The following is a 20,625-nucleotide window of genomic DNA, read 5'->3' on the forward strand; positions in this document are numbered from 1 at the left end:
TGCTTATTTGTTCGCGGCGACAGACATGGGCCGCACCACCGCATAGCCGGGCTGCTTCACCTGCTGCAGCAGCGCAGGCAGGATTTCACGGTAGGCGTCCCACAGGCTGGTGGCGGGCGCCGGGCATTCACTCTGGATAGCGGCGTGCAGCTGCGGCAGCGCGTGGTACGGCACCATCGGGAACATGTGGTGCTCCAGGTGGTAGTTCATGTTGGCGTAGAGAAAGCGGAACACCGCATGCGTGTGGAAGGTGCGGGTGCTATGCCGGTGGTCGTACACGTTCTCGGCCAGGCCGGCGTGCTGGGTCAGGTTGAACAGCTGGGTCAGCGCGCCGCCGTAGAAGCGCGGTCCGACCACCAGCATCAGTGGCAGCACGCTCTGTAGCAGCACGCAGGCCACGGCCAACGCGATGAAGATCGCCAGGTAAATGCGCGATGCGCGAATCACCTTGGGCTGCTCTTGCGCGGGGATGAAATGCAGGCCGTCGGCGCTGATGCGGCCAAACGCATGGCGCACGATGTTGGCGATCTGCGCCGCGCCGGATTTCAAGAAGAACAGGTCTGCCAGCAAACCACCCAGGCTGACTGGCTGCTGCACCGCAATCTCGGCATCGCGCCCGACCATCATGGTGTGTGTGTGGTGGCGGGTGTGGCTCCAGCGCCAGTAGTGGCCCTCGTGCAAGGTCATGAAACCGGCCAGTTGGTAGAACATCTCGTTCAGCCAGCGGGTCTTGAACGGCGTGCCGTGCGACAACTCATGCGCGCGGTGGTCGCTGGACGCGTACAAGATGCCGTACAGCGCAAACGCCGGCACGCACCACCAACTGCCCCAGGTCAGCACACCGGCCGTACCGCTGGCCAGCAGCAGCGCCAGCCACAGGCCGTAGTTCCACAGGCTGTGGCGGTCGTTGCGCTGCATCAGCTGCTTGAGCAGCTTGCGGTCTACGCTGGGGCTGAACCACTGCGGATCGGCAGGGGCTGGCTGCGGCAGATCGGCATCGCCGCGCAGGGCGTAGCGGTTGGATGGGGTGGGCATGGAGGTCTCCGAATGGTTGAAATAGTGGCTGAATGGTAGGTTCTGCAGCCTGAAGAATGACAACCGTTCGGCATTCAATGGCATAAACTGCCATACCCAATGACATACATGTCAAACATGAACCAACTGCCCTCTTCCACCCGCCCCACCATGGCCGACGTGGCCCGCGCCGCCGGGGTCAGCCCGTCCACGGTGGACCGCGTGCTGAACGCCCGCGTGCCCGTGCGCAGCGACACCGCCAGCCGCATCCATGAGGCAGCGCAGGCGCTGGGCTACCACCCGGTGGGGGTGATACGCGCGCGCCTGCAGGACGAGCGACCGCGGCGCACGCTGGGCTTTTTGCTGCAGCAGCGCAGCTCGGCGTTTTACGGTGGCCTGGCCGACGCGCTGAACGCAGCGACCCAGGCCAGCCCCGACATGCAAGGCCGCGCGGTGGTCGAATTCCTGGCCGACCTGGCGCCGCAGGCGGTGTGCACGCAGCTGGAGCAGCTGGCCAAGTCCTGCGACGCACTGGCGCTGGTGGCTGCCGACCATCCGCGCATCAGCGAAACCATCGCCCGGCTGCGCGCCCAGGGCAAGCCGGTGTTCGCGCTGGTATCGAACCTGGACGCCGCCGCCCACGCCGGCTATGCGGGGCTGGACAACCGGAGGGTGGGCCGCACGGCGGCCTGGTTCATCACCCGGCAGGCGCGGCAGGCCGGGCCGATAGGCATCTTCGTCGGCAGCCACCGCTACCAGTGCCAGGAGCTGTGCGAGATGAGCTTTCGTTCCTACGTGCGCGAACACGCGCCGGACTTTGAATTGCTGGAGCCTGTCGTCACGCTGGAGAGTGACCACTACGCGCAAGAGGCCACACGCGATTTGCTGCAGCGGCACCCCGATCTGGTCGGCGTATACGTGGGCGGTGGCGGCATTGATGGCGTGCTGCAAGCCCTGCGCGACCATGTGGACAGCCAGCCGGCGGTGCCCCTGGTGGCAGTGGCACACGACCTGACGCCGACCACGCGTGAAGCTTTGGTCAGCGGCTATCTGCAGGCCGTGCTGTCGCACCCCTTGCCACAGCTGGCCGAGCGCCTGGTCGGCGCGATGGCAGAAGCGCTGGCAGAGCCCGCTCCACTGGCCCGCCAGATCATCGTGCCCTTCGACATCCACACGCCAGAAAGTGTATGAAATGTGCCTCTAGCGCATATATAACCTGCGCCAGCAGCTATCTATTTGATAGTATTTAGCCCAACTGCACCAACACCTGCCCGCCTTCCACCTTGGCCGGGTAGGTCTTCAGGTTGATGCACACCGGCGCACCCAATGCCCGGCCGTCGCGGATGTCGAAGCGGCCGTTGTGCTTGGGGCACTCGATCACGTGTTCCATCACCAGGCCATCACTCAGGTGCACATGCTCGTGGGTGCACAGCCCGTCGGTGGCGTAGACCTTGTCGTTGTAGCGGTAGACGGCGTAGGTGTGGTTGTTGTGGTCGAAGCGCATCACGTCTTCATCGTCGATATCGTCGAGTGCGCAAACTTCGGTCCAGTTGCTCATGGGGGTATCTCCTTATGGGTAATTATTCGGGGGCTACGGGGGCTACAGGCAGCGGGCGCACCACGTAGTAGTGCGGGTCCTTGGCCTGCTTGAACAGCGCGGGGATGATCTCGCGGTAGGCTTCTACCGTGCTCTGGTACGGCGGCGGGCAGTCGTCCTTGATGGCTTCGTGCAGCTGCGGCAGCGCGTGGAACGGCACCATGGGGAACATATGGTGTTCAACGTGGTAGTTCATGTTCCAGTACAGAAAGCGGAACACCGGGTTCATGTAGACGGTGCGGCAGTTCTTGCGGTGATCCAGCACGTTTTCCGGCAGGCCCGCATGCTGGGTCAGGCCGAAGAACGTGTAGAGCCAGGTGCCGCCCATCACCGGCAGCAGGCCGAACAGCACCAGCGGCAACCAGCTGCCGAAGTAGACGGCGCTGGCGATCAGCACTGCGTAGATTGCCACCCAGGCACGCGCCTCTTTGACCATCTGCGGCCATTCCATTTCTGGCACAAAAGTCTTTTCCTCTTCGCCCAGAATGCCGCAGGCATTGCGCAGCACGCGCCACAGTTCGCGCGGGCCGGACTTGATGGAGAACGCGCCCAGCAGCGTACCCAACAGATCCGTAGGCAGTGGCACGGCGACTTCGGGGTCGCGGCCGGTCACCAAGGTATCGGTGTGGTGGCGCGCATGGCTCCACTTCCACACGCTGGGGCGGCGCAGCACCTGGAAGCAGGCCATCTGGTACAGCACGTCGTTCATCCAGCGGGTCTTGAAGGCGGTGCCGTGGCCGGCTTCGTGCCAACGCGAATCGGCCGGGCCGGCGTACAGCGTGGCGTAGACAAAGAAAGCCAACCAGGCCCAGCCCGTGCCCCAGGTGGCGACCAGCACCGCGCCGGCCGCAATGATCAGCGCGTACCAGAGCACCGTGTCGCGGATCGCCTGCGCGTCTTCGCGCTGCATCAGCTGCTTCATGCGGGCGCGCGGTACCGCGCATTTGTACCAGCTGGCGTTGACCAGGCCGGCAGCTTGGGCGCGTTCGCCGGCGCCGGAAATCAGGTGGTAGTCGTCTTGGGTGCGAGCCCAGTTCGGGCTGGCGTAGCTGGAGGTTTCGGCGGTGGGCATCGGGCGTATGTCTCGTTATGTGGAAGCGATGGCGGATGCTAAAACCAATGCCGACCGCTGTGTGATGCAAAACCTCAAAAAGCATCATTTCATATCAAAAACCATCAAACACCTAGGCGAAAAACTTGCATTTGTGGCAGACGATGGGATGATGCGGGCCATGAAATCCAAAGTCACCCTGAACGATGTTGCCGAAGCCGCGGGCGTCAGCACCGCCACCGTCGACCGCGTGCTGAACAGCCGCCTGCCGGTGCGCGAAGGCACGGCGCTGCGCGTGATCAGCGCCGCCGAAAAGCTCGGCTACCACGCCGTCGGTGTGATGCGCGCCCGGCTGAAAGAGCGCGTGCCGGTGCGGCACCTGGGCTTTTGCCTGCAAAAGCGCAACGAGCATTTCTACCAAACCCTGGCTGCCGCGCTGCAGCAGGCCGCCGCCCAGAACCAGCCCGAAACCTGCGTCGCCCACATCACGTTCATGGACGCGCTGGAACCGGCGGCAATTGCCGAGCAGCTGCTGGAGCTGGGCAGCAAGGTCGATGCGCTGGCCATCGTTGCCGTGGACCACCCGCATGTCACTGCCGCGGTGGAGACGCTGTATGAACAGGGCAAGCCCTGCTTTGCGCTGCTCAGCGACATCAGCGCGCCGCACCGGGCCGGCTATATCGGCCTGGACAACCGCCAGCGCGGCCGCACTGCCGCCTGGGCCGTCAGCCGCCTGAACCGGCAAGCCACCGGCGAGGTTGGCGTGTTCGTCGGCAGCCACCGCTACCTGGGCCACGAGCTGTCGGAGATCAGCTTCCGCTCGTATCTGCGCGAGAACGCGCCCGGCTTGAAGGTGCTGGATACGCTGGTGAACCTGGAGGACCCGCAGCTGGCCTACGAGGCCACGTTGGAGCTGCTGGCCCGGCACCCGGAGCTGGTGGGCCTGCACCTCACTGGTGGCGGCGGCGCCGGTGTGATCCGCGCGCTGCGCGAAGAGGCAGCCGACCGCCAGCTGGTCGTCGTCTGCAACGAGCTCAACGCCACCACCCGCGCCGCGCTGATCGACGGCGTGGTCGATCTGGTGATCCACACCCCGCAAGAGCGCCTGGCCCAGACCGCCGTGGCCCAGATGCTAGCCGCCACCCTGCCCGGGGCGGCCTACACCGGGCCGCAGCAGAAGCTGTTGGCGATGGACTTGTTCACACCCGAGAACATGGGCTAGCGCTTCGCGCCTCGGGCGCTGGCCTCATGTATCCGATCCATAAAGTTGCACCCCCAGGTTAAAACATTGCAACCGAGAGGAAACAGAAATTTTAATAATCATGTAATTATTTCTCCACCGTCATACGGACGGAAAACTGGCTGGTGGCATCCGGCCAGGATGACAAAAAAACCTCCCCGAGGTTCTACAAAATGGAGACACAAGAATGCCCAATACCCGAAAGCAACCGCTGATCCTGGCCCTCAGTTTTATCGGTGTCGCAACGCTCTACGCCTGTGGCGGCGGCAACACCGTCACCCAAGCTGCTCTGGGCACAAAGTCCGTCAACAAACTGAGCGTTGATGGGTTCCAGTTCAAGGATCTGAACAAGAATGGCAAGCTGGACGTGTATGAGGACTGGCGCAAAACCCCAGCGGACCGCGCCAAAGACCTGGTGGCCCAGATGACGGTGGCAGAAAAAGCCGGCGCCATGATGCATGGCACGGCCCCCACTACCAGCACCGGCTACGACCTGGCGTCCCTCACCACCTTGCTCACAGACGGCAAGGTGAACACCTTCATCACCCGCCTCAGCCTGGATACCCAAACCATGGCAGACCAGTACAACCAAATGCAAGAAGTGGCCGAAGGTACGCGGCTCGGCATTCCGGTATCGCTGAGTACCGACCCACGCAACCATTTCCAGTACACGGCGGGTGCCAGCGTGGCATCGGGCAGCTTTTCCAAATGGCCAGAAACCTTAGGCATGGCGGCGATTGGAGACGCCGCGTTGACCAAGCGCTTTGGTGATATTGCCCGCCAGGAATACCTTGCTGTTGGCATCACCCAAGCCTTGTCGCCCCAGGCGGACCTGGCCACCGACCCGCGCTGGGCACGCACCAATGGCACGTTTGGCGAAGATGCCGATCTGGCCAAGAAGATGGTGCAGGCCTACATAGAGGGCTTTCAGAATGGGAGCACCGGCCTGCACAAAGATAGCGTGGTGGCTGTGGTCAAACACTGGGCCGGCTACGGCGCAGCGAAAGATGGCTGGGACAGCCACAGCGCTTACGGCAAATACATAACATTTCCGGGCAACAACTTTGCCTACCACCTGAAACCCTTTGAAGGTGCATTCGCTGCCAATGCGGGATCGGTCATGCCCACCTATTCCATGCCGGACGCAGCGCTGACCTACGACGGCATCAACTTTGAACAGGTAGGCGCAGGCTTCAGCAAGCAAATGTTGACCGACCTGTTGCGCACAAAAATGGGATTCAAAGGCGTGGTGCTGTCAGACTGGGCTATCACCGAAGACTGCAACAGCATCTGCACGAATGGCGCGGCTGCGGGCACCTCGCCCTCGTTTGCCAATTTCGGTACGCCCTGGGGCGTGGAAAACCTGACAAAAGCGCAACGCTATGTCAAAGCCGTGAATGCCGGCATGGACCAATTTGGCGGCGTGACCGACAGCAGCCACCTGATCAATGCAGTGACATCGGGCAGCTTGACGGAAGCCCGGCTGGGCGAGTCGGCGTACCGGGTGATGCTGCAAAAATTCCAGCAGGGCTTGTTTGAAAACCCCTACGTGGATTCGTCTACATCGGTCGCCACCGTGGGCAACGCCAGCTTTTTGGCAGAAGCCCTGGATGCACAGCGCAAAGCTTTGGTGCTGCTGGAAAACAAGAACAGCGTGTTGCCGTTGGCCGCCACGGTCAAAAAGGTGTACCTGTATGGCGTTGAAGCCAGTGTCGCCAGCCAGTACGGCCTGACCGTGGTGGCCACGCCGGAGCAAGCCGATGTGGCCATCGTGCGGGTGAACGCGCCTTACGAAACACTCCACCCTGGCTACATCTTTGGCACCTTCCAGCACGAAGGCAGCCTGGCCTATGCCGATGGCAATGCCGACTATGAGGCCATCAAAGCCGCCAGTGCCAAGGTGCCGACCATCGTGACGGTGTACCTGGACCGCCCGGCCATCCTGACCAATGTGCGCGACAAGGCGGCCGCCATCCTGGGCAACTTCGGTGTCAGCGATGTCGCCCTGTTCGACGTGCTCACGGGCAAGGCCAAACCGCAAGGCAAGCTGCCGTTCGAGTTGCCCTCTTCCATGGCCGAGGTTGAGGCCCAGCTGTCGGATGTGCCGCATGACACCGCACATCCTCTGTACCCGGTATTCCACGGGCTCGCGTACTAAACTGCAGCATCTATAACCACCGATAAGCACCGCTGTTTGCAGCGGTGCTTATGCAATATGACGCGATGGCCAGCCCCATCGACACCGTGGACAGGGGCTTGTCATACGCATGGATAGATGCCACCCCATGGATACCCGATACAAAACTGTTTCCAATGCGATTGCCCGGGCGCAATTGGTATTTGCCGATGCCATCGGGATGACGGGCGAAGAAGTGCTGCGCAGCGCTGGCATCAGCCAGGAAGAACTTCTGCGGGACAACGGTCGCATAGAAGCGCGCAAACATCTTCGCCTGGCAAAAATGTTTGCCCACCTGCCGATTCCGTACGAGAGATTTATCTACGGAGGACTGGACCCACTGTTCAACCACTTCCCTCAGCTGGCGGCCGTCTGTGCCAACTGCCCCACCCAGCGCGAGGCGATCAACACCTTCATGCAGTTTCGCGGAATCATTGGCGAGCTGGATTTTTTATACTTTTTTGAGGCCAACGGCATAGTTCGCCTGGAATTCATTTCTGAAAGCATGCCGCCGACCTTCGACAAAGGTGCGCTGGCCAATTTAATGAACATTGCCCAGATCGCGCGCCACTACTGCCTGGGCGCGCGCCTGCCGATGCGCTGCCATCTGGTGGGGCCTGCACCTGCCGATGTCGGTGTGATCGAAGACTTTCTGGAGGGCAAGGTCATGTACAACATGCCTGCCAACAGCCTGGAGTTTTCCGCGTCCTACCTGGATATTCCCTACCCGCATTTCAATGCGGTGCTGCATCGGGTTTTTAGCCAAAAACTCAGCGATGAACTGGCCTCTATCCAAACCCGGGGAGCCTTGTCGACACGGGTAGAGCAGGCCATTCGGGGCCAATTCACGTCCGAGCATGTCAATCCAACGGGTGATGTGGTGCTGAAGCATGTATGCGAGCAGATGAACACCACGCGCTGGACACTCTGGCGCAAACTGCAGCTGGAAGGCCAGACCTACCAAAGTCTGGTTCTCAAAGTGCGCACCGAAGTGGCACGCGGCTTTTTAGCCAAGCCCGCCATGTCGCTGGGCGAAATCAGCCACCACCTGGGCTTTTCATCCCAAAGTGCCTTCAGCCGATTCTTCAAAGACCAGGAAGGCATCGCCCCCAAGCTCTACCGCCACCGGATACTGGGACGGGAATAAGACGCCTCAGATGCTATCCAAACAATAGCTACCCGCGCTGGTCGAGTGTGCGCCAGAGGGCGATTACCTTAAAAACATCACACCAGCGTCTTCAGCACCGCCACGGCCAGCGCGTGGTCCTCAGCCTGCGGCAGGCCAGACACCGTGACCGTGCCGACCAGCCCGGCACCGCGGATGCGCAGCGGGAACGCACCGCCATGGGCTGCGTACTCGCGCGGGTCCAGGCCGGTAGCGGTATCAAAGTCGGTGCCCTTGCTGCGGTACAGCGTGCCCATGTAGAACGAGCTGCGGGCAAAGCGACGCACCACATTGTTCTTGCGGCGTACCCAGTCCACGTTGTCGGGGTTGGTGCCCTCCATCGCATGCTGGAACAGCTGCAAATCGCCAAAGCGGATGTCGACCAGCACCGCCTGGCTGGCGCGCTCGGCCGCCCGCACGATGCCCAGGCCCAGGTCCAGCGCGATGGCATTGGAGAAATGGCTGAACTGCAGGGCTTCTTCCTGGCGCAACAGTTCTTGCAGCAGGGATTTTTCGGTCTCGGGCATGGCGGTCTCCAAACGGAAATGTTGCAAAGCCGCCATCATGCCCGTGACCGGAGCCCACCCCAAAAAAGAACCGCCACAACTGCTGGGCAGGTGCGGCGGCAATGGAGTTCGATGGGAATGGTTAGCTACATTTAATATAGCTGCCTGCGCAGTCAGTACCTGTGCCAGAGCCTTATTCTATGTAAATCAGCTGACCGTGTTCAATGTGCGCTGGAAGAAGCTGCTGAGCTTGCTCCAGGGGATCAGGTTCACGCGGTCGTACAGGTCGACGTGGCCCGCGCCGGGGATGACGTGCAGCTCTTTCGGCTCGGCGGCGAGCTTGTAGGCCAGTTCGCTGAACTCCTTGGAATGGGCTTTGTCGCCGGTGATGAACAGCATGGGCCGCGGCGAAATCGTCTCGATGTCGTTGAACGGATAGAAGTTCATGAACTTGACGTTGCTGGTCAGCGTGGGGTGGGTGGTCAGCAGACGCGTTGAGCTCTTGGGCGTGTACTCGCCGCGGGGCGTGCGGTAGAAGTCATAGAACTCGCGCTGGATGGGGTGGGTTTGCGCGTTCAGTACATGGTCCGTGCCGCCGGTGTACTTGATGGGAGCGCCCGAAAATTCTGCATAGCGTTGCTCTGCAGCGTCGGCAATGATGGTCTTGCGTTGCGCCAGTGTCTGCGAATGGTTGAGCGCATCGCGGTTGGCCGCGCCCATGTCGTACATGCTGACGGTGGCAATGGCTTTCATGCGCGGGTCGATCTTGGCGGCACTGATGACGAAGCTGCCGCTGCCGCAGATGCCGATGGCACCAATCTGTTCGCGGTTCACAAACGGCCGGGTACCCAGGAAATCCACCGCGGCACTGAAAGCCTCGGCATAAATGTCCGGCGCAACCGCATTGCGCGGCTGGCCGTCGCTCTCACCCCAGAAAGACTGGTCTATGGACAGCGCCACAAAGCCTTGCTCGGCCATTTTGGTAGCGTACAGATTCGAACTTTGCTCCTTAACGGCCCCCATGGGATGGCCCACAACCAAGGCCGCGGTCTTTTTGCTGCGGTCCAGGTTCTTGGGCGTGAACAGGTTGCCCACCACCTTCATCTGGTACTGGTTCTTGAAGCTGACCTTCTGCACCGTGACCAGAGCGCTGGTATAGAAGTTATCCGCACCGTTCGACATGTCGGGCACCGCAGTTGCGTCGGCCGCAAAGGCCGCGCCGCCGGTGGCAGACAGCACGCCCAGCGCGGCTGCACCGGTGCCGGCTTTTACCAAGAAGTCACGTCGGCCAGTCAGCTCTGCAAGGTTCTCATCGCCATTGAGGATGGGCATGTTCATATTGAATACTCCGTTTGAAAAATGAAAAAGAAGGGTTGAAGACGCGGACCGCGTCAATCCTGGATACGTTCGATGCGGACCTTCAGCGGCCCGGAGCGTTGCAGCGCAGCCAGGCCGGTGGCTACCTTGCCCATCCGCACCAGCCCGTCGGCATACACGTTGTCGCCGGCAAAGATCGTCAGGTTGTTCCACGGGGCGTAGTAGGTGATGTCGCCCGCCACCGGGTCCATACCGATCGGTGCGCCCACCGTTGAGAGCTTGCGTGGCAGATCACCAATGCGCTCGACCTTGGCAAAGTCCACCAGGGTGATGGTGAGCGGCAACAGCGCCACGAAATCGCGGGTGGTGGCGTTGTCCACCAAGGTGGCGGTGGCGATGTCGCTATTGACGTGCAGGCGAATCTTCATGGGTAACTCCTGGGCAAAGACGGACAAGGCGGACAAGGCAAAGAACCATAGAACCGCGCTGCGCAGCCTGCGGGTTTTGCCTTCTGGGGTGCTGGGGTTTGCTTGCATGGCGAGAATTTTCGCGGCCATCGCAGACCCTGACTAGATAATCAATGCTTACATTCTTTGTTAGTTTTTCTAATCAATATTTGGATCACACTCGCCCCATGGCACGACGCAACCTCAACGATTTACTGGCCTTTGTGACCGTGGCGCGCGAAGGCAGCTTTACCCGTGCCGCCGCTGCGCTGGGGGTCACGCCATCGGCACTCAGCCAGGCCATTGGCGGGCTGGAAACACGCTTGCGCATCCGCCTGTTGACGCGCACCACGCGCAGCGTGTCGCCCACCGCGGCAGGCGAACGGCTGGTGCAGGCCATAGGCCAGCGCTTCGACGAAATCGAGGCCGAGCTGGACGCCCTGACCGACATGCGCGACAAGCCTGCCGGCACGGTGCGCATCACCAGTGGCGACCACGTGCTGCAAACCATCTTGCTGCCCAAGCTGGCACCGCTGCTGCTGGCGTACCCCGATGTCAAAGTGGAGTTCAATGTGAACTACGGCTTCAGGGACATCGTGGCCGACCGCTTCGATGCCGGCGTGCGGCTGGGCGACACCATCGACAAAGACATGGTCGCCCTGCCGATTGGCCCCCAGCTGCGCATGGCCGTAGTGGCAGCACCAATGTACTTTGCTACACACCCAAAGCCCAAAACGCCGCGCGATCTGGTGGAGCACCGCTGCATCAACATCCGCTACTCGCTGCAGAGCGGCCTGCCTGCCTGGGATTTCGAGCGGCAGGGCCAGACGCTGAACGTGCGCGTGGACGGGCAGCTGGTGGTGAACACCACGCCCCATATCGTGCAGGCGGCGCTGGCCGGGCTGGGCATCGCATTTCTGCCCGAAGACGAGTTCGCACCGCACATCGAACAAGGGCATTTGGTGCGCGTGCTGGAAGACTGGTGCGCCCCGTTTGCCGGCTACTTTTTGTACTACCCCAGCCGCCGGCAGCCCTCGCCCGCATTCACTTTGGTGGTGGATGCGCTGCGCGTGTCCAGCGTGGCCAAGCCCAAGCGCCGCTGAAATCGACGCCCCCCACACGCCATGAACATTGTTGATCTACCCCTAGGACGCACCACCCTGGCGTCCACCCGCCCCGCATGGGGCGCCGTGTTATCGCTGGCGCTGTGCGTGTGCGTGCTGATCGCCTCTGAATTCATGCCGGTCAGCCTGCTGACCCCGATTGCACACGACCTCGGCATGTCGGAGGGGCGCGCGGGACAGGCGATTTCCATCTCCGGCATTTTTGCCGTGCTCACCAGCCTGCTGAACGCGCCCTTGACCGGCAGCTTCGACAGGAGGCGGGTATTGCTGGGTTTCACCGCGCTGCTGACGCTATCCGGCGTGGTCGTGGCATCGGCCACCAACTACACCGTGTTCATGCTGGGCCGCGCGCTGCTGGGCGTGGCCATCGGCGGCTTCTGGTCCATGTCTACCGCCACCATCATGCGGCTCGTGCCCGCGCATGCGGTGCCCAAGGCCTTGGCCATCCTCAATGGCGGCAATGCACTGGCAGCCACCATAGCCGCCCCGTTGGGCAGCTTTCTTGGCCAGTATCTGGGATGGCGAGGCGCGTTTTTCATGGTGGTTCCGCTCGCCGTGGCCGCATTCGCTTGGCAATGGGCCCGCATGCCGACCATGCCCGGCGCGCAACGCAACACATCGGGCAACCCCTTTGTTCTGCTGCGGCGGCCCGAGGTGGCGCTGGGCCTGGCGGCCGTGATGCTGCTGTTCATGGGTCAGTTCGCGGTGTTCACCTATCTGCGGCCGTTCCTGGAAACCATTACCGGCGTCGCGGTGTCGACCTTGTCGCTCATGCTGCTGCTGATGGGGTCCAGCGGCCTTGTGGGCACCTACATCGTCGGGCAGCTGCTGAAGGCACGGCTGTTTACCTACCTGGTGCTGATTCCGCTATGCATGGCGGTGCTGGCGCTGCTGCTGATTGCCCTGGGCGCATCTGCCAGCGCCGTCGCCCTGTTGCTGCTGGGCTGGGGCCTGATTGGCACGGCAGCCCCCGTTGCATGGGGCGTGTGGTTGAGCAAAACGCTGCCGCACGACGCAGAGACGGGTGGTGGCCTGATGGTGGCCGCTATCCAACTGGCCATCACCCTGGGCGCAGGCCTGGGCGGCGCCCTGTTCGATGCGATGGGGTGGTGGAGCACGTTTGCGCTGGGGGCGATGCTGCTGGCCGGCTCTGCGGTGCTGGCGTGGGCAGCGTGGTGGGTAGCCCGCTAAAACTGAACCTTCAAACGCCAACCGCCGCGGCTGTGAGGCAGGCGCGGCGGTTTTGCTGTTTGCTATATCTTCTATAGCTGCTGGCGCAGATACTTCCTGCGCCAGAGCCCTATTTTCTATAAATCAGGTACGGCGCTTCTTGTTGCGGTACTGGTCGGCCACCACGGCGGCGACGATGATGCCGCCCTTGACCATCTCCTGGTAATAGGCGTCGATACGGATGAAGGTAAAGCCCGACATCATCACGCCCAGGATCAGGATGCCGATGACGGTGCCGGTGACCCGGCCGAGGCCGCCGACCAGCGAGGTTCCGCCGATGACCACGGCCGCAATCGCGTCCAGCTCGTAGCTCACGCCCATGCCGGACTGGCCGGAGATGGCGCGCGCCGCGGTCACGGTACCGGCCACACCGCTGAGCAGGCCGGCAATGGTGTAGATCCAGATCAGGTGGCGGTTCACATTGATACCCGACACGCGGGCCGCCTGGCGGTTCGCGCCGATGGCGTAGGTGAACTTGCCGAAGCGGGTGTAGCGCAGCACCACGTGGGCAATCGCCACGATCACCAAGAAGATGATCACCGGGTTGGCCCCCTCGCCGATCCAGGCGAACTCTGGGGTCAGCATGCTGACGGGCATGCCGCCGGTAAACCATTTGGCAAAGCCGCGTGCAGCCACCATCATGCCCAGAGTGGCAATGAAGGGAGGGATACCGGTGGCCGCAATCAGCCAGCCGTTGATCAAGCCCACCACCACGCCCACCAGCACCCCGGCCAGGATGGGCCAGATCGGGTTCAGGTCGGTCAGATGCGGGAACACGGCGCGCGGAAAGTCCGACACCTGGGCCAGGCTGGCCGCTACCACCGCAGACGCGGCCACCACCGAGCCCGACGACAGGTCAATGCCGCTGGTGATGATGACCATGTTGACGCCCACCGCAATGATGCCGATGACCGACATTTGCAAGATGATGACTTGCAGCCGCTCGGCGTTGAACATGAAACTTTGGCCGTTCAGATACCAGCCCAGCGCCTCAAAAAAGACGCAGATACCCAGCAGCACCAGCAGGATGCTGAACTCTGGGGGCAACTTCATTTTTGCTTTGGTACCGCCTGACGCGGGCTGGGAGATGGTGGGGGAGCTCATACATTCATTCCTTTTAAATTACTTTGCAGCCAGGTCCATGACGGAGACCTGGTTGGCGTCTTTGCGGTCCAGGATGCCGGTGACCTGGCCGCCGTGCATCACCACGACGCGGTCGCTCATGCCCAGCACCTCGGGCATTTCCGACGAAATCATCAAAATGGCCACGCCCGTGCCGGCCAGCTCAGACACCAGGCGGTGGATTTCGGCCTTGGCCCCCACGTCAATGCCCCGGGTGGGCTCGTCCAGGATCAGGATGCGCGGATTCGTCAGCAGCCAGCGGCCTACCAGCACTTTTTGCTGGTTGCCGCCCGACAGGTTCTGGATGATCTCGTCCATGCTGGGCGTCTTCACGCGCAGGCGCTTGGCCATTTCCAGGCAGTCTTTGTTGAGCTGCTCGCTCTGCACAAAGCCTTTGCTCACGTAGCGCTGGTTGAGCACAGCCGAGTCCATGTTTTCCTGGATGTTCAACGCCAGGAAGCAGCCGGTTTCCTTGCGGTCTTCGGTCAAGAACGCCATGCCCGCGGCCAGCGCCTGCTGCGGCGTGCGGATGTGTATGGGCTCGCCCTTGATGGAAATCGTGCCCGAGGTCGCAGGCACCACGCCAAACAACGCCTCGGCCACATTCGAGCGACCGGAGCCGACCAGGCCGGCCATGCCGACGATCTCGCCAGCACGGATGTCGAAGCTCACATTCTTGAAGATGCCCTCGACGCACAGGTCTTTGACCGACAGCACGACATCGCCAATCGGCACGTCCAGCTTGGGGAACATCTGGGTGATCTCGCGGCCCACCATCATGCGGATGATGTCGTCGCGGGTCACCTCGGAGGACAAATGGGTGGCGATGTACTGGCCGTCGCGGAACACCGAGAACTCGTCGGCGATCTCGAACAGCTCGTTCATCTTGTGCGTGATGTAGATGATGCCTTTGCCCTGAGCCCGCAGGCGGCGAATGATGGCGAACAAATGCGCCACTTCGGTTTCGGTCAGGGCCGATGTCGGCTCATCCATGATCAGCACGTCGGAGTTCCAGGACACGGCCTTGGCAATCTCCACCATCTGGCGGTTGGCGACAGACAGTTCCTGGATCTCTATCGCCGGGTCGATATCGATGTTCAAGTCCTTGAACAGCTCGGCGGTCTTGCGGTTCAGCTCGGCGTGGTCTACCAGACCCAGCCAATTTTTCGGTTCGCGGGTGATCCAGACGTTCTCTGCCACCGTCATGTACGGCATCAGGTTCAGCTCCTGGTGGATCATGGCGATGCCCTGGTTCAGCGCGTCCAGCGGCGACTTCAGCACGATGGGTTGGCCACGCAGGCGGATGTCGCCCTTCTCTGGCGTGTAGATGCCCGCAATGATCTTCATCAGAGTGGACTTGCCGGCGCCGTTTTCGCCCATCAGCGCATGCACAGTACCTGCGCGCAGCTTGAGTTGCACATTGTTGAGTGCGACCACACCTGGAAATATCTTCAGGATGCCCTGGATCTCCAGCAAAGGCGGAACGGCGGCGGCGGACGGCGCAGCCGGTCGCTCCATGGTGGCGGTATCTGACATACAGCTAGCTCGATTGAACGGTAAAAATGGGTAGACGCCCCCATCGCTGGAGGCGTCTGGCTAATGACCAATAAGACCAATAAGGCAAATTAGTTTTTGCCGGAGTACTTGGCCAAGTTAGCCGGCGTTACCAGTTCAAATGGCACGTTGACGAAGCGTTCGACGGGCTGCTTCTTGGACAGCTTCAGGGCTGCGTCCAGCGCGCCGCTGCCTTGGCCGGCCGCGTTCTGGAACACGGTGACCTTCAGGTCGCCCGCCTTCATGGAAGCCAGCGCGTCAGGGGTGGCGTCGATGCCAGCCACGATGGAAGCAGGAGTCCACTTCTTGGATGCCTTCAACGCATTGATGGCGCCGATGGCCATTTCGTCGTTATTGGCGATGATGGCGTCAAACTTCACGCCGCTGGACAACCAGTTGGTGGTGATGTCCTGGCCCTGGGTGCGGTCCCACTTGCCTTCGCGCTTGTCCAGAATCTTAATGCCGCTGCAGTCCTTGGTGGCCAGCACGTCTTCGATGTCCTTGGTACGGGTGCGTGCGGCTTCGTTCGACAGTTCGCCCATCAGCACCACGATTTCGCCCTTGCCCTTGAGCAAGCGGCAGACTTCCTGGGTTTGCACGGTGCCGGAGACCACTTCGTCAGATGCCACAAACGCCACGCCTGCGGGCAGCTTGGCAAAGTCGACTGGCTTGCGGTTTACATAGACCAGCGGGATCTTGGCGTCGGTCACCATCTTGGTGATCTTGGGGGTGACGTCGGTATCTACCGGGTTGACGATGATGGCGTCGACCTTCTGGGCGATCAAGTTCTGGATCTGGCTGAGCTGTTTGCCCACGTCGTTCTGCGCGTCTTCCACTTGCACCGTGGTACCCGACTTCTTGCCGGCATCGACCACGCCGTTTTTCAGGATCGTCAAGAAAGTGTCCAGCTGGGCCATGGCCAAGCCGACCTTTTCAGCATGCGCGGCCATCGGGGCCAACATGGTGGTCGAAACGGCTGCTGCGAGTAACAATTTTTTCATTTTGATGCGTCTCCGGATGAGTTAGAGAACAGCGGCGGTTGCGCCATTCGGTTGGGTGGGGCCGGGGCGCAAAAATGTCCCAGACCACGATCCGTACTGTAATCACAAAATGCCAAAATAGAAAATAAATTTCTAAGTGATTACACTTAGAGAAAAATATTTCTCTACAATTTATAGTCGCTGCAACGGGCACAGCTGGCCGTTGCGTATGCCGCCTTCTCGCAGTACGCGAGAACCCATTTCCTGATCAACCGTAGTCTGATGAGCCACCTAAACTTCCCATCCAATCGCCGCATAGACCTTGCCTGCCTGGGCCGCTTGGCCGTGGATCTGTATGCCCAGCAGTTCGGTAGCCGCCTTGAAGACGCACGCAGCATGGCCATGTACCTGGGTGGCAGCTCGGGCAACCTGGCTTTTGGCGTGGCCCGCCTGGGTTTGAAAAGCGCCATGCTGTCCCGCGTGGGCAACGAGCAGATGGGCCGCTTCCTGACCGAAACCCTGGCGCAGGAAGGCTGCGACACCAGCCAGGTGCAAGTCGACCCCGAGCGCCTGACTGCGCTGGTGTTGCTGGGCCTGAAGGACCGCGACACCTTCCCCCTGCTGTTTGTGCGCGAAAACTGCGCCGACATGGCGGTAGAGGCCGAGCAGATCAGCGAAGACTTCATCGCCCAGTGCCGCGCCCTGGCCATTACCGGTACCCACCTCAGCACACCCGGCACCCGCCGCGCATCGGAAACCGCCCTCGCCTACGCCAAGAAACACGGCGTGGTGCGCGTGCTGGACATCGACTACCGCCCGGTACTCTGGGGCCTGACCAGCCGCGGCGCCGGCGAAAATCGTTACATAGCAGATGCACACGTGACGAAGCAACTGCAGGAAACCTTGCCCTTGTTCGACCTGCTGGTCGGCACCGAAGAAGAATTCTTCATCGCCGGCGGCGTGGCCGACGACCTGATGGCCAGCCTGCGCGCCGTGCGCGCCATCAGCGCCGCCACCCTGGTGGTCAAGCGCGGCGCCGCTGGCTGCAGCGTGATCGAAGACGCGATCCCCACCAATATCGACGATGCCCCCACCTTCAAGGGCGAGCGCGTCGAAGTGCTGAACGTGCTGGGCGCCGGCGACTCCTTCCTGTCCGGCCTGATGGCCAGCCTGCTGCAAGGCAAGGACTGGGCCGAATCCACCAAAGTGGCCAATGCCTGCGGCGCCATCGTGGTGTCGCGCCACGCCTGCTCCGCCGCCATGGCCACACCGGCCGAGCTGGCCCACTGGTTCAGCGGCAGCCGCAACCCCAAGGTGGATGCCGATGAACAGTTGGCCCATCTGCACCGCGTCACCGCGGCTCGCCCCGAGTGGAACGAAATGTGTGTGTTGGCGTTCGACCACCGCAGCCAGTTCTTTGATATTGCCCGCGAAGCCGGTGCCAGCGACTCCCGCATCCCGGCCCTGAAAAAGCTGCTGGTGCAAGCCGCCGAGCAAGTGGAAACCAGCCACAAGCTGCAAGGCCACACCGGCGTGTTGATCGACGGCGGCGACTACGGCCGCGACGCGCTGGCCAGCGCCACCGGCCGTGGCTGGTGGGTGGGCCGTCCGGTCGAGCTGCCAGGCTCGCGCCCCCTGCGCTTTGACGGCACCCGCTCGGTTGGCAGTGCGCTGATCAACTGGCCAACCGAACACGTGGTCAAGTGCCTGGTGCACTACCACCCGGACGACAGCTACGCGCTGCGCCTACAACAAGAACAAACCGTGCTGGAACTGTGGGAAGCCACCCGCACCAGCGGCAACGAGCTGCTGCTGGAAATCATCTGCCCCCGCGCCATGATGCCTGCCGGCACCGAGGACGCAGCCGTGCTGCGCTCTGTAAAGCGCTTCTACAACCTGGGTGTGAAGCCCGAATGGTGGAAGCTGGCGCCCATGCAGGCACAGGGCTGGGCCGACCTGGCCGCCCTGGTAGCCGAACGCGACCCGTATTGCCGCGGCGCAGTGATCCTGGGCCTGAACCAGCCGCTGCAACACCTAGCCGACAGCTTTGTGCATGCCACCAACCCCATCGTCAAGGGCTTTATGGTGGGCCGCACCCTGTGGGTAGAACCTTCGCTAAAGTGGTTGAAAAACGAAATCAACGACGCCGCCTTCAAAGACGCCGTTGCACACAACTTCGCTACCCTCGTAGACGCCTGGCGCAACCGCAAATCTGCCAAATAAATTCGCCCATGAAAACCCAAAAACTCACCATGAGCCAAGCGCTGGTCAAGCACTTGGCAGCGCTGCAAGTCGAAATGGCCGACGGCAGCACCCAGCCCTACTGCGCGGGCGTGTTCACCATTTTCGGCCACGGCAATGTGGCCGGCTTCGGCGAAGCCCTGTACGCCGAACGCGCCACCCTGCCCACCTACCGCGCCCACAACGAACAAGGCATGGCCCACGCCGCCGTGGCCTATGCCAAAGCGCATTTCCGCCAGCGCATCATGGCCGTCAGCACCAGCATCGGCCCCGGCGCCACCAACCTGGTCACCGCCGCGGCCATGGCCCATGTGAACCGCCTGCCCGTGCTGCTACTGCCCGGCGACACCTTTGCCTCGCGCGCCCCCGACCCGGTGCTGCAGCAGATCGAAAGCTTTCAGCACGGCGACCTGAGCGCCAACGACACCTTCCGCCCCGTGACGCGTTTCTTTGACCGCATCACCCGCGCCGAGCAAATCCTCACCGCCCTGCCCCGCGCCATCCAGGTCATGACCGACCCCGCCAGCTGCGGCCCGGTCTGCCTGGCGCTGCCGCAGGATGTGCAAACCCATGCCTTCGACTGCCCCGAAAGTTTCTTGCAGCCTGGCCTGATCCACTTCCGCCGCCCACCCGCCGACACCCGCGAGCTGGCCGCTGCGGCGGCTCTGCTGAAAACCGCCAAACAACCACTGATCGTGGCCGGCGGTGGCGTGCTGTACAGCCAGGCCTGGGACGCACTGCGCGCCTTTGCCGAGAAGCACGGCGTGCCAGTCGTCGAATCCCACGGTGGCAAGAGCAGCCTGCCCTGGGACCACCCGCTGAACCTGGGCGGCATTGGTGTGGACGGTGGCCCTGCGGCCAATGAAATGGCCCGTGAAGCCGATGTGGTGCTGGCCGTAGGCACGCGCCTGCAAGACTTCACCACCGGCTCGCACGCGCTGTTCGCCAAAGCCAAATTGCTGAGCCTGAACGTGCAAAGCTTCGACGCCACCAAATGGGCCGGCGCCGCCCTGGTGGCCGATGCCCGCGTGGGCCTGGCCCAGCTCAGCACCGCCGCCGGCGACTGGAAGGCCGAACCGGCCTGGACCACCCGCGCCCGCAGCCTGGCCGCTGGCTGGGTGAAGCGCGTCACCGAGCTCACCACCGCCGTTCCCAAGGATGTGCTGCCCTACGACGCCGAAGTCATTGGCGCCGTGCGCGACTCCATTGCCAACAGCGATGTGCATGACGTGGTGGTCTGCGCTGCCGGCACACTGCCCGCCGAGCTGCACAAGCTGTGGCGCGCAACCCGGCCCGGCAACTACCACGTGGAATACGGCTACTCGTGCATGGGCTACGAAGTGGCCGGCGCCCTGGGTGCCAAGATGGCCCGCCCCGACCAGGAAGTCATCGTCATCGTGGGCGATGGCTCTTACATGATGATGAATTCCGAGCTGGCCACCTCGGTGCTGCTGGGCAAAAAGCTGATCGTGGTGATCCTGGACAACCGGGGCTACGGCTGTATCAACCGCCTGCAGCGCGCCAGCGGTACGCCCAACTTCAACAACATGCTGGACGACTGCATCCCCGAAGGCGGCAGCAGCAGCCAGATCGACTTTGCGATGCATGGCCGCAGCATGGGCGCCGACGCTGTACACGTCAAAGACGTGGCCGAGCTGAAGACTGCCATGGTAGCCGCCCGTGCTGCCACCAAGAGCCAGGTCATCGTGATCGACACCACCCACGAGCGCACCACGGCCGAAGGCGGCTGCTGGTGGGAGGTCGCGATTCCCGAAGTCTCTGAACGCCCCGCGGTGAACGAAGCATTCGAACGCTACACCACCGCAAAAACTGAACAACGTATTTAAGTATTTACTCAAGAG

Annotated in this window: 17 protein-coding genes; 8 read left to right on the plus strand and 9 right to left on the minus strand. The window is 62.2% G+C overall.

The genetic code is table 11. The annotated features are described in order from the left end of the window. Positions 1-3: 3 nt before the first annotated feature. Entirely contained in the window at positions 4-1,035 is a 1,032-nt protein-coding gene (locus BLT66_RS05075; RefSeq protein ID WP_176954965.1) for a fatty acid desaturase, read from the minus strand. A 117-nt stretch (positions 1,036-1,152) separates the two neighbouring features. Between BLT66_RS05075 and BLT66_RS05080 the strand changes: the two genes are divergently transcribed. Beyond that, positions 1,153-2,205, plus strand: a complete 1,053-nt coding sequence (locus BLT66_RS05080) for a LacI family DNA-binding transcriptional regulator (protein ID WP_218922557.1) — start codon at positions 1,153-1,155, stop codon at positions 2,203-2,205. Between the two features lie 55 nt (positions 2,206-2,260). Here BLT66_RS05080 and BLT66_RS05085 read toward each other — a convergent pair whose 3' ends face one another. Then, complete coding sequence (locus tag BLT66_RS05085) at positions 2,261-2,572, minus strand: MocE family 2Fe-2S type ferredoxin (protein WP_092756310.1); 312 nt, start codon at positions 2,570-2,572, stop codon at positions 2,261-2,263. A gap of 22 nt (positions 2,573-2,594) precedes the next feature. Continuing rightward, the gene (locus tag BLT66_RS05090; protein ID WP_092756312.1) at positions 2,595-3,683 is read right to left on the minus strand and encodes a fatty acid desaturase family protein; all 1,089 of its coding nucleotides are present in this window, start codon (positions 3,681-3,683) and stop codon (positions 2,595-2,597) included. Between the two features lie 160 nt (positions 3,684-3,843). Between BLT66_RS05090 and BLT66_RS05095 the strand changes: the two genes are divergently transcribed. The 3 genes from BLT66_RS05095 (at position 3,844) to BLT66_RS05105 (ending at position 8,225) form a co-directional block, all read left to right on the plus strand. Beyond that, positions 3,844-4,884, plus strand: a complete 1,041-nt coding sequence (locus BLT66_RS05095) for a LacI family DNA-binding transcriptional regulator (RefSeq protein WP_092757028.1) — start codon at positions 3,844-3,846, stop codon at positions 4,882-4,884. Between the two features lie 205 nt (positions 4,885-5,089). After that, complete coding sequence (locus BLT66_RS05100) at positions 5,090-7,060, plus strand: glycoside hydrolase family 3 protein (protein ID WP_092756314.1); 1,971 nt, start codon at positions 5,090-5,092, stop codon at positions 7,058-7,060. A 127-nt stretch (positions 7,061-7,187) separates the two neighbouring features. Then, positions 7,188-8,225: a helix-turn-helix transcriptional regulator gene (locus tag BLT66_RS05105; RefSeq protein ID WP_176954966.1), complete on the plus strand. Its 1,038-nt coding sequence runs from the start codon at positions 7,188-7,190 to the stop codon at positions 8,223-8,225. Positions 8,226-8,302: 77 nt separating this feature from the next. Here the strand turns inward: BLT66_RS05105 and BLT66_RS05110 are convergent, their stop codons facing one another. The 3 genes from BLT66_RS05110 to BLT66_RS05120 form a co-directional block, all read right to left on the minus strand. Next, a complete protein-coding gene (locus BLT66_RS05110) occupies positions 8,303-8,770 on the minus strand; it encodes a heme-degrading domain-containing protein (protein ID WP_092757029.1) in 468 nt (155 codons plus the stop codon). A gap of 186 nt (positions 8,771-8,956) precedes the next feature. Further along, positions 8,957-10,087 (minus strand): alpha/beta hydrolase, encoded by a 1,131-nt coding sequence (locus BLT66_RS05115; RefSeq protein ID WP_255406774.1) that lies wholly within the window; start codon positions 10,085-10,087, stop codon positions 8,957-8,959. Between the two features lie 53 nt (positions 10,088-10,140). Continuing rightward, positions 10,141-10,602: a cyclophilin-like fold protein gene (locus BLT66_RS05120; protein WP_092757031.1), complete on the minus strand. Its 462-nt coding sequence runs from the start codon at positions 10,600-10,602 to the stop codon at positions 10,141-10,143. Between the two features lie 98 nt (positions 10,603-10,700). Here BLT66_RS05120 and BLT66_RS05125 point away from each other — a divergent pair, with 98 nt between their 5' ends. Both BLT66_RS05125 and BLT66_RS05130 read left to right on the plus strand, forming a co-directional pair. Beyond that, entirely contained in the window at positions 10,701-11,615 is a 915-nt protein-coding gene (locus tag BLT66_RS05125; RefSeq protein ID WP_092756317.1) for a LysR family transcriptional regulator, read from the plus strand. A 21-nt stretch (positions 11,616-11,636) separates the two neighbouring features. Beyond that, positions 11,637-12,827 carry an MFS transporter gene (locus BLT66_RS05130; protein WP_092756319.1) on the plus strand — a complete coding sequence of 397 codons (1,191 nt, stop codon included), beginning with the start codon at positions 11,637-11,639 and terminating at the stop codon, positions 12,825-12,827. A gap of 123 nt (positions 12,828-12,950) precedes the next feature. On the opposite strand, the gene BLT66_RS05135 is transcribed toward BLT66_RS05130, so the two are convergent. From BLT66_RS05135 to BLT66_RS05145, 3 genes are all read right to left on the minus strand, one after another. Further along, positions 12,951-13,970, minus strand: coding sequence for an ABC transporter permease (locus BLT66_RS05135; RefSeq protein ID WP_092756321.1), 1,020 nt, complete (start codon positions 13,968-13,970; stop codon positions 12,951-12,953). 18 nt (positions 13,971-13,988) lie between these two features. After that, positions 13,989-15,524, minus strand: a complete 1,536-nt coding sequence (locus tag BLT66_RS05140; protein WP_092756323.1) for a sugar ABC transporter ATP-binding protein — start codon at positions 15,522-15,524, stop codon at positions 13,989-13,991. An 89-nt stretch (positions 15,525-15,613) separates the two neighbouring features. Beyond that, positions 15,614-16,543: a sugar ABC transporter substrate-binding protein gene (locus BLT66_RS05145; protein WP_092756325.1), complete on the minus strand. Its 930-nt coding sequence runs from the start codon at positions 16,541-16,543 to the stop codon at positions 15,614-15,616. Positions 16,544-16,804: 261 nt separating this feature from the next. On the opposite strand from BLT66_RS05145, the gene iolC reads away from it, so the two are divergent. After that, positions 16,805-18,745, plus strand: a complete 1,941-nt coding sequence (gene iolC, locus BLT66_RS05150; RefSeq protein WP_092756327.1) for a bifunctional 5-dehydro-2-deoxygluconokinase/5-dehydro-2-deoxyphosphogluconate aldolase — start codon at positions 16,805-16,807, stop codon at positions 18,743-18,745. An 8-nt stretch (positions 18,746-18,753) separates the two neighbouring features. Beyond that, on the plus strand, positions 18,754-20,610 hold the full coding sequence (gene iolD, locus BLT66_RS05155) for a 3D-(3,5/4)-trihydroxycyclohexane-1,2-dione acylhydrolase (decyclizing) (protein WP_092756330.1): 1,857 nt from the start codon (positions 18,754-18,756) through the stop codon (positions 20,608-20,610). Positions 20,611-20,625 lie beyond the last annotated feature (15 nt).

It is taken from the genome of Rhodoferax sp. OV413, from assembly GCF_900104385.1.
In the GTDB taxonomy this organism is placed as follows: Bacteria; Pseudomonadota; Gammaproteobacteria; order Burkholderiales; family Burkholderiaceae_C; genus Rhodoferax_B.